The organism is Paenibacillus sp. FSL K6-2859 (assembly GCF_038008265.1).
Lineage (GTDB): Bacteria > Bacillota > Bacilli > Paenibacillales > Paenibacillaceae > Paenibacillus_AQ > Paenibacillus_AQ nitricinens.
This window is the reverse complement of sequence record NZ_JBBOYU010000001.1, coordinates 3,036,407-3,052,249: the sequence shown is the minus strand read 5'-3', so window position 1 is coordinate 3,052,249 and position 15,843 is coordinate 3,036,407. Positions and strand designations below refer to the sequence as shown.

Annotated in this window: 14 protein-coding genes; 7 read left to right on the top strand and 7 right to left on the bottom strand. The window is 46.4% G+C overall.

Features of this window, described 5'->3' with window-relative positions; all coding sequences use genetic code 11:
- Positions 1-39 precede the first annotated feature (39 nt).
- Complete coding sequence (locus MHB64_RS13440; protein WP_341134608.1) at positions 40-876, top strand: sulfurtransferase; 837 nt, start codon at positions 40-42, stop codon at positions 874-876.
- 419 nt (positions 877-1,295) lie between these two features.
- On the opposite strand, the gene MHB64_RS13435 is transcribed toward MHB64_RS13440, so the two are convergent.
- Entirely contained in the window at positions 1,296-1,439 is a 144-nt protein-coding gene (locus tag MHB64_RS13435) for a hypothetical protein (RefSeq protein WP_341134607.1), read from the bottom strand.
- A gap of 335 nt (positions 1,440-1,774) precedes the next feature.
- Positions 1,775-2,458 (bottom strand): hypothetical protein, encoded by a 684-nt coding sequence (locus MHB64_RS13430; RefSeq protein ID WP_094873766.1) that lies wholly within the window; start codon positions 2,456-2,458, stop codon positions 1,775-1,777.
- Between the two features lie 674 nt (positions 2,459-3,132).
- Here MHB64_RS13430 and MHB64_RS13425 point away from each other — a divergent pair.
- The 5 genes from MHB64_RS13425 (at position 3,133) to MHB64_RS13405 (ending at position 8,756) form a co-directional block, all read left to right on the top strand.
- Complete coding sequence (locus MHB64_RS13425) at positions 3,133-3,390, top strand: hypothetical protein (RefSeq protein ID WP_094873768.1); 258 nt, start codon at positions 3,133-3,135, stop codon at positions 3,388-3,390.
- 499 nt (positions 3,391-3,889) lie between these two features.
- Entirely contained in the window at positions 3,890-4,549 is a 660-nt protein-coding gene (locus MHB64_RS13420) for a response regulator transcription factor (RefSeq protein WP_341134606.1), read from the top strand.
- A 2-nt stretch (positions 4,550-4,551) separates the two neighbouring features.
- Positions 4,552-5,955 carry a sensor histidine kinase gene (locus tag MHB64_RS13415; protein ID WP_341134605.1) on the top strand — a complete coding sequence of 468 codons (1,404 nt, stop codon included), beginning with the start codon at positions 4,552-4,554 and terminating at the stop codon, positions 5,953-5,955.
- Between the two features lie 57 nt (positions 5,956-6,012).
- Positions 6,013-7,095, top strand: coding sequence for a hypothetical protein (locus tag MHB64_RS13410; RefSeq protein WP_341134604.1), 1,083 nt, complete (start codon positions 6,013-6,015; stop codon positions 7,093-7,095).
- 272 nt (positions 7,096-7,367) lie between these two features.
- Positions 7,368-8,756 (top strand): cryptochrome/photolyase family protein, encoded by a 1,389-nt coding sequence (locus MHB64_RS13405; RefSeq protein WP_341134603.1) that lies wholly within the window; start codon positions 7,368-7,370, stop codon positions 8,754-8,756.
- Here MHB64_RS13405 and MHB64_RS13400 read toward each other — a convergent pair.
- Positions 8,751-9,761 (bottom strand): phosphotransferase enzyme family protein, encoded by a 1,011-nt coding sequence (locus MHB64_RS13400; protein WP_341134602.1) that lies wholly within the window; start codon positions 9,759-9,761, stop codon positions 8,751-8,753. The two genes, MHB64_RS13405 and MHB64_RS13400, sit on opposite strands and share 6 nt — an antisense overlap.
- Positions 9,762-10,096: 335 nt before the next feature.
- Here MHB64_RS13400 and MHB64_RS13395 point away from each other — a divergent pair, with 335 nt between their 5' ends.
- Positions 10,097-12,373 carry a preprotein translocase subunit SecA gene (locus MHB64_RS13395; protein ID WP_341134601.1) on the top strand — a complete coding sequence of 759 codons (2,277 nt, stop codon included), beginning with the start codon at positions 10,097-10,099 and terminating at the stop codon, positions 12,371-12,373.
- A gap of 23 nt (positions 12,374-12,396) precedes the next feature.
- Here the strand turns inward: MHB64_RS13395 and MHB64_RS13390 are convergent, their stop codons facing one another.
- From MHB64_RS13390 to MHB64_RS13375, 4 genes are all read right to left on the bottom strand, one after another.
- Complete coding sequence (locus MHB64_RS13390) at positions 12,397-12,582, bottom strand: hypothetical protein (protein ID WP_341134600.1); 186 nt, start codon at positions 12,580-12,582, stop codon at positions 12,397-12,399.
- A 58-nt stretch (positions 12,583-12,640) separates the two neighbouring features.
- Positions 12,641-13,900: an MFS transporter gene (locus MHB64_RS13385; RefSeq protein ID WP_341134599.1), complete on the bottom strand. Its 1,260-nt coding sequence runs from the start codon at positions 13,898-13,900 to the stop codon at positions 12,641-12,643.
- A gap of 233 nt (positions 13,901-14,133) precedes the next feature.
- A complete protein-coding gene (locus MHB64_RS13380) occupies positions 14,134-14,898 on the bottom strand; it encodes an ABC transporter permease (protein ID WP_341134598.1) in 765 nt (254 codons plus the stop codon).
- Positions 14,898-15,839, bottom strand: coding sequence for an ATP-binding cassette domain-containing protein (locus MHB64_RS13375; RefSeq protein WP_341134597.1), 942 nt, complete (start codon positions 15,837-15,839; stop codon positions 14,898-14,900). The genes MHB64_RS13380 and MHB64_RS13375 overlap by 1 nt, the downstream gene beginning before the upstream one ends.
- Between the last annotated feature and the right edge of the window lie 4 nt (positions 15,840-15,843).

The following is a 15,843-nucleotide window of genomic DNA, read 5'->3' as shown; positions in this document are numbered from 1 at the left end:
TAATGACTCCATACATATTAATAGAAAGAAGGTATCTTTATGGAACCAATCGTTTCTCCCCGATGGCTGCTTGCTCGGTTATACGAACCTGAACTGGTTATAGTCGATTGCCGTTTTCTACTCACGGATCCGGAAGCTGGGCGTAAAGCCTATACAGAAGATCATATTCCCGGTGCAATCTATTTGCATCTAGAAGAACAACTCTCCGCTCCAGTAAGCGAACACGGTGGACGCCATCCACTGCCCGAGGTCTCCAAGCTTATCACCGTTCTTAGCAAGGTTGGCATTAACAGAGATAGTATTGTTGTAGCTTATGATGATCAAGGTGGTGCCTACGCTTCCCGTCTGTGGTGGATGCTTAAATACTTGGGGCATGAGCGTGTGTTTGTAATGGATGAAGGCTACTCTGCTTGGAAAAATGGTAAGTTCCCCGTTAGTGATCATCAAGCGGTACGTATTCCGAGTCAATATGAAGCTGATGTTCAGAAGAAGATGCTTGTTAGCATGGAAGATGTGCAAAATGTGGTTAACGACGGTGGCGCGCTTTTGATTGATTCCCGCGAGTCCCGTCGTTATGAAGGGCTGGAAGAACCAATTGATCCGAAGGCAGGGCATATTCCTGGGGCGATCAATAAGTTCTGGAAAGAAGTGTTGGATGAGCAAGGGCGCTGGAAATCCACGGAGGTGCTGAAAGAGCATTATGAGGGCATCGATCCTGAGCAAGAGATTATCGTCTACTGCGGTTCAGGCGTAAGCGCCTGCCCGAATGTGCTCGCGTTTGGAAAAGCTGGGTATAGGAATGTGAAGTTGTATGCGGGGAGTTGGAGCGATTGGATTTCTTATGAGGAGAATCCGGTGGTTACAGGAGAAGAATAGAATAAAGAACCCGCGGCGCGGGTTCTTATGATTCCCTGGATATCAGAGGCCTCATTTACCATACTGGAAAAATATCGTATTCGGTTTTTCGCGTATATTTGGCTCGTTTATGGTACCGACGGCACATTGTGATCGGTTTTTCGCATACATCTGCTTTCTTTACGTTGCCGGCGGCACATTGTGATCGATTTTTCGCATACATCTGCTTTCTTTACGTTGCCGGTGGCACATTATATTCGATTTTTCGCATACATCTGCCTTCTTTAGGTTGCCGGTGGCACATTGTATTCTTTTTTTCGCATACATCAGCTTTCTTTACGTTACCGGCGGCACATTGTATTCGGTTTTTCGCATACACATGCCTCCTTCAACTTGCCGGAGGCACATTGTGATCGGTTTATCGCATACATCTGCTTTCTTTACGTTGCCGGTGGCACATTGTGATCGATTTTTCGCATACATCTGCCTTCTTTACGTTGCCGGCGGCACATTGTGATCGGTTTTTCGCATACATCTGCTTTCTTTACGTTGCCGGCGGCACATTGTGATCTATTTTTTCGCATACATCTGCCTTCTTTACGTTGCCGGTGGCACATTATATTCGATTTCTCGCATACATCTGCCTCCTTCAACTTGCCGGCGGCACATTATATTCGATTTTTCGCATACATCTGCCTTCTTCAACTTGTCGGAGGCGTATTGTATTCGATTTTTCGCATACATCTGCTTTCTTTACGTTACCGATGGCACATTGTATTCGGTTTTTCGCATATATCTGCTTTCTTTACGTTACCGGAGGCACATTGTGTTCGGTTTTTCGCATATATTTGACTCATTTACCTACCGTCGGCACATTGTATTCGATTTTTCATACACATTCTCACGACGGCTTTCATCTTTAAATCAAATCTGGACTTTGTAGCGTACCAATATATTCATAGTAAATGATCCGCTGAGATGAACCTCTTGCCACCGGGCGAAATTTACCCTTATCCACCAGCTGACGGCAGTATTTAATGATCGTCATCGTGTGCAGTTCCAGCTCTCTCGCGGCATCAGCCGGGCGAAGGAAACGATGGTGCCGGATGGCTGCCCGCATAAGATCGCGCTCGATTCTGGAATAGGCTTTCTCAGCGGTTGGCTTCGCAGACTTTTCTGCTAACAAATAAGAAAAGAGAATATTCCGCAGCGCGGAGAGAATGAAGGATGGATTTTCTTTTAGCTCATCCAGCGAGATATAGAGCACCGTGCAGTCTTGAGACTGTAGAAAAAGCCCGCGGTTCAAGTCCATCCGGTATTTGCTACGATCCGTTCCATGTGAGCCATAGTCCATGATCTCAAATGCAATACGCGAGGCTCCGATCTCCCACAAAATATCCACAAAATAGGATCTGCCGCGCCAGTCCTTAACTTCATATTCTGGATGTAATCCGTGAAAATGTCCGGCTAGAGGCCACCACACCCGCTCGACAAACAAGCGGTTTCCGTAACCATGACCGCGTTTAAGTGCATCGAGCCGCTCTCCCTTCCTTTGTTTGAGATGATTACATAACCATTCCTTATGCTCCCTCTCGAAACCCATTACCTATCCCCTCGCTCTGCAACGAAATATATTTCTAATCATAAAAAACCCCGCCTCTATTCCAAAAGGAAAGGAGACGGGGCATTCTTTGCCTCGTTTGGTTTTATCTATACATAGTGTGCCACATTATCATTAGAATGCACAATAGGAAATCGGCAGGATCATTCAAAACAAGGCTATAAAGAAGGTTTGAGAGGCGATCCAGAATCTGTGAACTATAAAATAAATAAGCCCAGTGAAAACCATATTTCCATTTAAATCAGCTCGCCGCACCCGTCTGTATTAGCGCTGGAGAAGGCCGGATATACGAATATACAACTGTATGAAATAAATTAGAGTGATTGGGTTTCGTATGGGGATTACGGTTGCTCTTGAGGAAGATTAGAGTTAAAAGCGCGTGCTTGATATCTGGTTAAACGATTATATGATAGAGAAGCAACTTTCAGCATCCCGGAGCATCCGGCCGCACTTCTGCGAATCGGTCCGCTGAGGACTCCCGTTCCATTCTGAGTAGTGCTCACCCTATCTGATGACGGTTGGTCCGCGTTGGGTTCGACCAGGATTTTCTGTATAATGGTAAACGTTACGTCGGATGTGATGCTAAACGCACGAACTGACAAGTAAAAAAAGTCCATCCGGCGTTTGAAACCATGAACCGGAAAGGATGAATTAAATTGAGTTATACGGAACTGCTGGAACGGAAGAGCGAAATCTTGAAGAAAACGGTCGAGAACTGGGTTTTGAAAGAAAATCGCGACGGACTGAACCTTCAAGAGGCTCATATTTACCAGAATATACTCAAGGAATTTCATCAGAACGAACATGAATTGAATGGGGTTCGAGACGAGGAAGCAGTTAAGCGTCAGGACAACGGGTCCACGGAAAAAGAAGACACTGTAACTACTCGCAAACATGAGGCGCAAACGGCTTGATCTCAAAAGACGCACGCGTAAGAATATGAAAGGCTGCCCGGGAAATTTGGGCGGCTTTTTACGTTCAATCCGTTTGCCTCCGGCCTCCGAAGCAAACGCTCTTAAATCCAGACGTTCGTATGATCCAGCAAACTGGGGATATCGCTTTATGACGTTGACCTTGTCTGTGCCAAGTAAACCATTAGCGTACAGAGCTAGCTCCTGCACGTCACGACTGCGAATGTGCTGGCGGTGCTGGAGTTGGCCTATATACCTTACATTGGAATCTCTTAGATGGGTTTGAAATCAACAGTTTGTTAATTCTGTTAGGGTAACGTTTCGCAATGTATGGATTCATTTTTTCTTTTTTGACCACATACTATACTATTCTATTCTATTCTAATAGATGTTATTACTGGATGAAACTACCAACCTTCTAGACAATTCTTCCTTTAGTTGTATATAGTGTATAACGGGAAGTAGCACTTAGTCAGCAAGGGATTAGGAGGAGAAATACGGAATGGCAAATATATTGGTAGTAGAAGATGAACGAGCGATCAGCGATTTAATTACAATGAATCTGAAGCTGGTTGGACATACGTATAGTAAAGCTTACCGTGGACCGGAGGTTTGCGAAATTCTGGAACGTGAGAAGACGGATTTGATTCTGCTGGACGTTATGCTTCCGGAGCTGGATGGTTTTGAAGTTATGCAGCGGATTGCACATTTTCAGATTCCAGTGATATTGATCACCGCCAAAAATTCTTTAGCTGACCGCATCAAAGGCTTCGAGCTGGGCGCGGATGATTATATCATCAAACCCTTTGAAATCCTTGAACTGCTGGCAAGAATCAATGTCGTGCTGCGCAGGGGGGAAAAAGGCACATCCAGCTTCATTTGCGATGACGTCGAGGTGCGTTATCTGGAACGGCAGGTTTTGGTGGATCAGACGCCCGTTGATTTGACCGTTAGGGAATTCGAGCTGCTTGAGGTATTAATCCGCAACCGGAACATTGCATTGTCGAGGGAAAAGCTGCTGGAATTAGCCTGGGGCTATGATTTTGAAGGCGACACCCGCACCGTGGATGTCCACATCCGGCAGCTACGCAAAAAACTGGGCTGGGAAGAACGGATCAAAACCATTTTCAAACTAGGCTATCGCCTGGAAGTTCAGAGTTAATCATGAGATTCTGGCATAAAATTCTACTGTCGGTGCTCCCCCTCTTCGTCATCACCCTGGATGTAAGTGTGATTATGGTGATGAAGAAAAGCTGGCAGCTCAACATAGATAGTGAGACGCAGAGAGCCTCCAGTGAACAATTGTTGATCGTCAACAATATCTATGAGAACCTTAGTTCTATTCAGGCACGGGGTAACCCATTGACTCCCATTCTCCTGGCCAGCGTCTCCCAATCCTATGGTGATTACTACCGTAAGCAGGGAATTTATTTGCAGCTCTGGGAGAACGGCTTGATGATTTATCCTCCCCAAAATGAAAACATCATGGAGCAAAGCTCGGGAAATAGCGGCGAGCCTGAAGCCTTAGGCGCCCGGTCTATTCAGCTCTCCACACCGCTTCCTGTTCCTTACCAGCATATGCGGCTTGTCTATCAGCGTGATATCAGCGAGCTCTTCGCCAAACAACAGGAGCTGAACCGCTTTTTTGTAATGATTAACTTGATTGCGGGTCCAATTCTGCTGCTACTGTTGTATCTGCTGATCCGGCAGCTAAGTAAGCCGCTGAATCTCCTGTCCGAGACCAGCAAAACGATCGCCGAAGGCGACTATACGAAACGGGTGCAGCTGCGCAGTAGAGATGAATTTGGCGAACTGGCCCTGAACTTCAACCGGATGGCAGAGGCTGTGGAGCAGCGAGTCACCGAACTCTCGGAGATGGCTGAACAGAAACAGCGGATGGTGGATAATTTAGCCCATGAATTGCGCACGCCTTTGACCAGTATGCAGGGGTTCGCCGAATTTCTGACCACGGCCAACATCGGCCAGGAAGAACAGCAAACGGCGGGCGGATATATTCTTAGCGAAACCCTCCGTCTCAAGAATTTGGCCTTCAAACTGCTGGATTTGTCTGTCCTCCGGCATCAGCCGCTGGCACTCCGGCAGGTGGACATTCCGGAACTGTTTCAAACAGTCCAACAGACGGAACGCCCAAAATTAGAGGATGCAGACATACAACTTCATGTCCACCAAAGGATCACTACTGTTTGGGGAGACGCAGATTTGCTGGCTTCTTGTTTAGTCAATCTAATTGAAAATGCGATTCATGCTTCCAAGCGGGGTAGCGAGATCCAAATGCTGGCCTATGAGCTGAATGGAGAAGCTGTGCTGGAAATCCGCGATACAGGAGCCGGACTCTCGGCAGAACAAACCAACCGTGTATTTGAACCGTTCTACCGGGGAGACCAGGCGCGTTCACGCGAGTACGGCGGAGCAGGCCTGGGATTGTCCTTATGCCGGCAAATTGCCGAAGCACATCAGGCCAGGTTAACATTAGACTCTGATCTTGGCATGGGGACTTGCGTGCGTATCTTTTTACAACTTCATAACAACTGCCCTCCTACTCTATAACATCTTTGGATTAAGGTTAGGTAGATTCATCATCCAATCCTAATGGAGGTTAAGTTAATGAACATCAGAAAGATTTCCACTACACTCACAGTGCTCTTGTTCTCTGGAAGCGTACTGGTGGTTAGCGCAATGATTGTCCCAGGATTTGTGAATACCAGCGTTGCCAAGAGCATTCCTGTCGTGCAGGACACGGGCAAGCAGATCTTGAGCAGCAGCAAGACGCCTGTATTAAAGGTAGAAGCAGAAAAAGTAAAAACTACGTTATCCGACCTGAACAAAGAGCTGCAGCAGTTGATGACTCAAGAAGAATTGCAGCAAATTTATGATTTTGCGGACAAGCCTGATAATGAGATCACCGAGAGCAGGCCGATGACCGAGGATGAAATGAACCGGAGGCTGATATTGCAAGACCAGTATTTGTATGACGGTCTCCGTCCCAAGCAGCCACTTCCGCTAAAGCCGGGACAAGCAGAGCATTATTGGGACTTGGACAAAAACAGGATCGTTTATCCGAATCGACCATTGACTGACGAGGAACTCTTAGAAACTACTGACTGGCACTACCGGATGGACTATGCCATGTCCAAACGGAACATTGTAACTCCGCTGGACTCCAAAGATTTGAGTCAGACCGATGCCGTCGCCCTTGCCACTACAAGTGTAAAGAAGCTATTTGGTGCTGACGTCTCCAAGCTGGAAGTATACGCCAATTTAAACGAAATATTATTGTTTAATGGAAAATCATGGATGATTACATTCGCTCCTTATAAAGCGGACACCTTAAGAGCACAGGGTAAGGAATTCTGGCAATATACCGTAATCGTTGATTATCCTACCCGGACGGTAGTAGATACGACTGCCGCTAATTTCACTCTGAAAAGAACTCCGATCAGTGCTGAAGCTGCCAAGGCCATTGAAAAGGACGCGACCTGGATTCACGAGGCTACAAAAATAGTAACAGACAAACAAGGAGAGACCCAAAAAATCACTATGGCATACCTGATAGATACCGACAAAAATAATAGTCGCGGTATGGTAGACGTCAAACTTTTACTCGAAGACGGTAGCAGCTATATTGCAGAGTTACGCTACCCGGATAAGAGTCTTCGTTGCCTCCTCTATGAAGAAGCTGCCAAATAAGATCATCCTAGCGGTTCATCTCGTAAAGGGGAATCCCATAGCCATTGGGGAAGAATAAACATAAAGAGTCTGCGTCTTGGCGCGGGCTTTTTGTGCTTAAGTTATGGTGTATATCATGGTTATAACACTTTCCAGAGTGAATGCAATGCCCATGATCCGAATCTCCTGACTCCAATTCTTCCAGTAGGGACAGTTCATCGCCAAAACTTTAAATCTATCGTATTATGGACAAGCGGTTTATTCTCTCAGATAACAGAAAGGAAATACTTTTAATGATTCTCTTCATTCACCGCAAGGATCTTCGGACTAGTGATCTTCCAGCCTTTGAGGCCATACGTTCTTCTGGCTCTCGCAGCCTTCATGTGTTGATTCTGGAACCCTTCCTGCTGCGCAAACAACGCTATCTTGAGCATAGCGGGGTAAACTTCCTGACGCAGGTCTCAAGACTTCAGCAGGAGTACGCCACTGAAGGCAAGCAGCTACATATTCTTTATGGCGCGCCTGATATTATTGTTAAGAGGCTGAACGAAACCTACCCCATTCAGGAATTGATGGTTCACGCCGATTACACCCCCTATGCCTTACAAAGAGATATGAGCCTGCAAGATACGTCATCTGCACTCGGCATCCGTTTCAAAATTTATCACGACAGCATGCTCTGCGATCTGGAAGATTTCATGGATTGGTGCGGGCGGCTAGAACCCTTCAAGGTATTCACACCGTTCTACCGCCGCTGGCGCAGCTATATGACAGAGCGGTTTCGTCCGCCCTATTCTTCGACCTTGGCTCAGTTGTCAACGTCCACGCTGGACGAAAGGATTGTTGAAGATTTCAAGATTCCAGAGGAGATTACACTTCAGCTTAAAGAGTTAGCACCCTCAGGAAAGAAGATGGATGTAAACGATACGCTTGAGCAATTTATAAACTTGCATTTACAGGATTATCTTGTGAGCCGTGACAGATATGCACAGGAGGGCACCAGCCGGATCAGCCGGCACCTCAATACGGGTACCCTTTCAGTACGTACTGTGTATACTCGGATAGCGGAAGAAGAAACCGGAAGGGAAGAATGGCTGCGACAGCTGGCCTGGCGGGATTTCTATCTGTATCAGGCCCGGCTGGATGCAGATTTCTTCCGTTATGAAAAGGTGTATGATTTGAGCATTCTTGGTACGAAATACTTTGAGGCCTGGTCTTTGGGAAGAACTGGCATTCCGATAATTGATGCTGCAATGATCCAACTGAACACAACCGGATGGATGCCGAACCGGCTGCGGATGATTACCGCAATGTTTCTTACCAAAAATCTGGGCTGTCCATTTATTTACGGGGAGCGTTACTTCCGGCTGAAGCTGAGCGATTATGATAATGTACTGAACCGTGGCGGCTGGCTGTGGAGCTCCTCGCTCGGATTCGATGCCTCCCCTTACTTCAGGGTCATGAATCCGGTAACCCAGTCTCAGACTCATGACCCAAGCGGAGATTATATACGCACCTGGCTGCCGGAGCTTGCGGATTTGTCCGATAAAGCTATCCACCTGCCTAGACCCAATGCTATCGTTGATCTTAAGCAGTCACGGGCGCTGGCGATTGAGGTGTATAAAGAAATCCTGAACAGCAAAGGAGCGGCGGTGCAACCTAATAGCGGAAGTGAGCTATAGCCTGCTTGCACTTCCCTGCTCTTCTTGCAATATCACTAGAATTTCTGCTGTTCCTGCAGACAGCTGGATTAAATCTGCGGACAGCAGCTTTGTCTGCTCATGCAGTACCCGGGTTTCATCGGTACCCTCCAGATAACGGGTGACAAAATGAAGAAAGACATCGATTTTTCTCAGCAGCATCAGCACTGGAATGGCGCTGATTTCGGCTGGGGTGAGGCGGATACTGCGGCTGAAGCCCCGGCAGAAATCACGAATCTTCTTCTTCTCCTCCACATGCCCAAGCAGCCCAGATAGAATAACTGCTGGCTCCATGACCCGCAAATCATAGGTACAGAACTCAAAATCAAGCAGCGAGGATACCTGTCCGGGGTCTTCAAAACGTACCAGCAGATTAGAGGCATTCAAGTCACCATGTACCAGTTGGTGAGGCAATCCCTCCAGTTCATTCAGCGAACCTGTAATAGTAACATAAGCTCTGTAGAGCATCACCAGTTGATCCCCCAGATCTGTAAAAGGTTCCGGCGGATTCAGGCACAGCTCCCGGATCACCTCCGGACTGCATAACGGATAAGACGTCCACAATTCATAATATGGCCGGTACACCGGAGTAAGGCCTGGATCAATAACTGATAGAACTTCTGATAAAACTCCAGTCACCGCTCCAAAGGATTCTAGGTAGGAAACCTCTTCCTCCACCGGTGAATCACCATCGATATATCGGAACAAGCAGGCGAATTTGCCACTCTCCCTTAACTGAATCATAGTTTCACCGGTAGTCGTTAGAATGGGAAGAGGTACGTTGAAAGGCAAAGCTCGTGTTCCAAGCTGCTCCAGCACAGCATGCTCGAACTCAATCTTGTTTCTGTCCTTATGTGTATCATATATTCGAAGGACCGCGCGTTTCCCGTTATTTTCCACAAAATAAGTAGTGTTGTTCCAACCCCCGCTCCGCTTCTGTAGCGTTCCACTCCATTTTGGCCAAGCTTGACTTACTATAGTTTCCACAGCGTATGCCTCTCTCTCATAAGTCTATCAACTCATAGGAAATTGTAAAAGCAGCGTATGCCTGTGTCAAATCCCCTAAATCGGATTTAGGAGCCTGTATGCACCTCTTGTACTTTTCCGCTAGAGAATTGAAATCATCCACCTAATAACAACTTAAATAAGATGGCGATGAATGCTTAGAGTTTTAAATTTTACATTATGCTAGTCATGATTTGTCCAAATTGCATTTAATAGAATATTTTGGTAGATTGAATCCAAGGACATCTTAATCAACTGATCAGCGCAAATATTGTTCAAAACTAAGCGTATTTCTACCGAGGGGAGCTCAGATTTCTATGAATATAGCTGTCAAATTGATACAAAAATTCAAAGACCGCGATACCCAGAATAAGCTGAAAGTTTATCAGGACAAAGTGGAGCTCATCAGAAAACGGAATTTGGAAGAATGGGACGATGGGCAGCTTCAAGCGGAATCCCTCCGGTTACAAAAAAAAGCAAAATCAGGTACACCTTTGGATGAGCTGCTTATTGCTGCTTATGCGTTAGTTTGCGAGGTAGCGAAGAGAAAGCTTGGATTAAATCCTTACGACGTCCAGATCATGGCTGCCATCGCTCTGCACGAGAGATTCTTGATCGAGCAGCATACCGGTGAAGGAAAAACACTTTCTGCTGTTATGCCTGCATATCTAAATGCACTGACTGGCAAAGGTATTCATGTGCTGACTTTTAACGATTATTTAGCAAAGCGGGATGCGGAATGGATGGGCCCGATCTATCGTTTCCTCGGATTAACGGTACACTCGGTTCAAGCGGGCATGAGCCTGTCCGAGAAACAGGAAGCATACGCCAAGGATATAACCTATGTTACGGCCAAAGAAGCGGGATTCGATTACTTGCGTGATACCATTGCATTAAACGAAGCCGATACCGTACATCGTCCTTTCCACTATGTCATCGTCGACGAAGCGGATTCGCTGCTTCTCGACGAAGCACGGGTGCCCCTAGTCATCAGCGGCGATTCCCCCTCTTCCAGGAGCGATGGCTTTCGTTTCGCAGAAGTGGCTCGGCAGCTCAAACGAGATGAGCATTACGACTTCGACGAGTTCCAGCGGAACGTTTACTTAAATGAAACAGGCGCTGCGCAAGCGGAATCGCTGCTGGGATGCGGCAATTTGTACGATAGCCATAACAGCCACTTGCTGACTTCATTAAATTGCGCGCTGCATGTGGAATCATTATTAAAGAAAGACGTCGATTATATCGTCCGGGACGGAAAAATCGAGCTGATCGAAGAATATACCGGCCGAGTGGCGGAGAACCGGTATTTGCCGGACGGGCTGCAAGCCGCGCTTACGGCTAAAGAGGGGCTGTCCTCCACAGCCAGTGGACAAATTCTCGGGACGATCACCATTCAACACTTTATCAGCCTGTATCCGCAGATTTGCGGAATGACGGCTACCGCGCATGCTTCCGCAATGGAGTTCAAAGATATTTATGCGCTGGAGGTCGTACAAATCCCGCCGAACCGTTCAAACATCCGGATCGACCATCCGCACCGGATTTATAACCATAAAGAAGTCAAGCTTAAGGCACTCGTTCAAGAAATCTCCTCGGTCCATAGGACGGGGCGTCCAATTCTCATTGGTACGTCAAGCGTCGAGGAGTCTGCCATGCTGGCAGAGGCGCTAGCGGCTAATGGCGTACCATGTCATGTTCTGAATGCGAAAAACGACGCGGAAGAAGCCGACATCATCGCCAAAGCAGGGGAAATCGGCGCCGTGACGGTGTCTACGAATATGGCAGGACGCGGCGTTGACATCCGGCTCGGTGGCGGCAACCCCATGCAAGCCGAAGCTGTCGCTAAGTTGGGCGGGTTGTACGTGATTGGCACCCATGTGAACGAAAGCGTACGGATCGATGACCAGTTGCGCGGACGTTCCGGCCGCCAAGGTGACCCTGGAGCTTCCGTTTTTTATGTAAGCTTGGAGGATGAGTTACTGCTTCGATTTGGCATCCATAAAACGGATCGCGCTCTCAGGCAGGATGAGGCTCTTGAAGAGACGGCGCTTAGCAGCAAGATCACCAGTACTCAGCGTATTGTTATGGGCCAAAACTTCGATATCCACAAGGAACTGAATTGTTATTCGGATATGGTGGAGGATCAGAGGCGAATTCTATACGCGGAGCGGCTCCGAATTTTGAAAGGTGAGCAGCCGTTGAGTCCAGCGGAGCAGCGGGTACGGCTTTTTTATATCGACGAATTCTGGGCTGACCATCTTGCATACGTTTCTTACCTTCGCGAAGGCATTCACTTGGAGAGCCTTGCCAGCCGCAATCCTATCGACGAATTTCATGCGCAAATCACTGAAGCCTACGAGCAAATTCCTTCTAACATAAATATCGCGTCGGAAAATATGCTTGAGAAGCTTGGAGGTTCGAATGATCCGGCAGAGTGGGAAAAGTTCGGTCTGAAAAGCCCCGCTTCCACACGGACTTATATAATCAACGATCAATACCTACAGAATAAGCGAAACTCATGGACCGGAACGACCGTATTTGCTTATTGGCTTCGTACGGTTGCGAGGCCGATATTCAAGCTGTCAAAATATTGATGCCACGAAGGGGCGGTTAGCCCCTACTCCTCTAGCTCATCCAGCTTCGCTTCCAATTCAGCCAGCTTGCGATGCGCTTGATCCAATATCTCCTGTTGTTCTGCGGTTTTTGCTCGCATTATTTCTTTTTTGATGGCCACAATCTGCTGTTCCAAATAGAGAATTTCAGCTTCATTTTCTGCGTTGTTCCACATCTGTGAATAAGTCATTGTCGGTCTCCTTTTTATTTACACATGTTCGCCTTATTCTCGCAGGTACAGCGAATCCCTACTCCTGCTCTTGTGATGCTTCCTTTATTAACGGCATCCCGGCCTCAACCAAACGCTTGTTACGTATGAAAAAAATGGATAGTATTACAATAAACAATCCTGTTCCAATTAGGAGCCATTCAATCTCAATAACATCTGCAAGCGGACCGAATATCAGCATTCCAATGGGCATCATGGAAGTCGATATCATTCCGAACACTCCAAATATGCGCCCCATGTAATCCGGATCTACCTTCTCTTGTAGCATTACAGTTGTCGGCGTATTAAAGACGGGCATAGCTACGCCGAATACAGCCATCATAGCCAAGTAGATCCAAAAAACAGGTACAATACCCAAAGCTAATGTACATACACCCATAATTAAGCTAGCGAAAGTCATTGTATATACTTTGTTTCCAAAGCCGCCCCATGAGGCAATAATAGCTCCGCCAGCCATCATACCGATAGAAAAAGCAATTTCAATGGCAGTTAAACGCCAATAATCATCTCCAAAGCTGCGTGTCACTTGTAGCGGTGTTAAAAATGCTGCCGGTGCCATCAATACGAAGAAAAAGGCGAAAAAAATGAAAAAGGTTTTGAGAAAGCTGTGGTTTTTAATATAACTTAAACCCTGTTTAAAATCGTCCAAATAGCTTGTCGTTTGTTTATCAGTCGCTTTTTTATGCAACGGTATTTTCAAAAAGAAAGATAATGTAAAGATTGCTATCGCCGCTGTGACAACATCGATAAAGAAAATAACCTCTATGGTTGCCATAGCAAGCAGTGACGCACTTACGATCGGTGCAACAAACATCATAAGCGCTTGAAGACTTCCATTGATCCCATTTACCTTCGTCAGCTTATCCTCTGGCACGATTTGAGGTAATATTGCCCCAACTGCAGGCGACTGAATTCCAGCTCCGAGTGCACGAACTGCAGCAATGGCGAACAACAACCATATTTCATCATAACCAAGCAAAAATGTAATGGCTAAAATCAGTGTGACAAAGGCGATCATGGCGTCTGCTATGATAATAAGATATTTCCGGTTGAAACGGTCCGCCCATACACCTGCAAAAGGTGATAATAAAAAGGTAGGAATGAATCCACAAATAATAAATAATGTCATCATCATACCTGATTTTGTCGTCAGCGTAACGTACCACATAATTGCATATTGAACTAACGCAGAACCGAATAACGACAATGTTTGGCTACTTAGAAAGATAATTATATCGCGTTTCCAATGTTTTTTGTTTTGTGCTTCGTTTGGTATCACTATAACTTACTCCCCCATTTTTTAAAAATATCATTCATTCCCCATTCGCTTATTGAAAATAATCACCAAATCCGGTACTACTAATTCTATGTACAAAAATTTTATATAAATCACATTTCAAGAATAGCACAGAAATATTCACCCCACCATTCAGCCAGCATCTTAAAATTAGCCTGTGCACACAAAGAGCCGGTATCCCCCTCTTTCGAGAAGCCACCGGCTCTTTTATACGTCTATTTCATTCTCCGTTTATACACTCGCATAGCGGAAGCCCAGAAAAACCCAAGTATTGCTAAACTCCATAATACCCCCACAAGCGTAGTTTTATCTGCCGTTCCTCCGAGTAAAAGAGAACGAATGCTCTCAATAAGCGGTGTCATGGGCTGATATTCTGCGAATACGCGGATAGCCGAAGGCATGCTGTCAGTCGGCGCAAAGGCAGAACTAACGAATAAAAGTAACATCAAAATGTAAGAAAACACTCCTGCTCCTTCGAATGATTTAGCAAGCAAGCCGAAGGTGACGGCAATCCAAGTAAACGCAAGGATACTAAGCAGCAAAATACCAATGGCTAATATCCAACCGAGCACATCCGCTTTCGGCCGAAATCCCATTCCGAAGGCAACAAGGAAAATGGCGAGCAATGAAATGACGTTAAAAACTAATGAAGCAACCACATGACCGCCTAGAATAGAGGCTTTTGCGATCGGCATGGAGTGAAAACGCTCGAATATGCCTTTCGTGAGATCGTTATTGATACGAAGAGAAGAATAAGCCACGCCACTAGCAATGCAAAAGAGCAATATTCCGGGCACAATATAATTGATATAACTTACATCACCAGTATTCATCGCTCCGCCAAAGATGTAAACAAAGAGCAGCATGATCATGATCGGCATAGCGATAACGGTAATAATCGTGTCGATGCTACGTGTGGAATGGCGAATGACACGCCCACTCATGACGGCGGTATCGCCTAGAAAATGAATGAATTTCATCAGGAGTCCTCCTTTTTGCTAGTGACGATCGCGAGAAAAACATCCTCAAGCGAGGGCAGTTTCTGGGCAAACTCGGCAATTTCTATGTCAGCTTCCGCTGCTTTTGTTAGCAGGCGCATCATCTGTCTCGTACTTCCGTCTGTAATGACGGTGAGCGTGAGATTGTTCGAATCTGCCGTCGCGTTAAATTCCTTTAACAGATCTTGTGCTTGATTTAACATTGTTTCATTGTCGAATCGAAGCTCGATATGACCCTTAGGCAATCTATTTTTAAGCTCCGCGGGACTGCCGCTTGCCACGATATGACCTTCGTGTAAGATCGCGATTTGATCGGCTAGATGGTCAGCTTCCTCTAAATACTGCGTAGTTAGAAAAACAGTGACACCTGATCTCGCTAAATCCTTGATCATATCCCACATAGCAAGACGCGCTTGCGGGTCAAGTCCGGTGGTCGGCTCATCGAGAAAAATGACCGAAGGGTTACCCAATAAGCTCATAGCCAAATCCAAGCGCCGACACATCCCTCCGGAATACGTGGAGATTCGGCGATCGGCGGCATCGAGTAAGTCAAAACGACGCAATAACTCCTCGGCTTGTTTGTCAGGATCGGGCAAATGGCGGAGTTTGGCCATCATTCGCAGATTCTCGCGTCCGGTCAGGATATAGTCTGCTGTGACGCTTTGTCCTGTCAGGCTGATCTCCTTACGTACTTGCTCCGGTTGCTTAGTTACGTCGTCTCCATTAATCTTTGCGCTTCCGTTGTCGGGCTGGAGCAGGGTGGCAAGAATTTTGATCATCGTAGTTTTACCCGCACCGTTGGACCCTAGAAGAGCAAAAGTTGAACCCTTCTGAACGGTGAAGTCCACCCCACGCAACACATCCACGTTCTTATATGATTTTTTGAGGCCTATTACTTCAATCGCCCAATTGTTCGATGTCATCCTA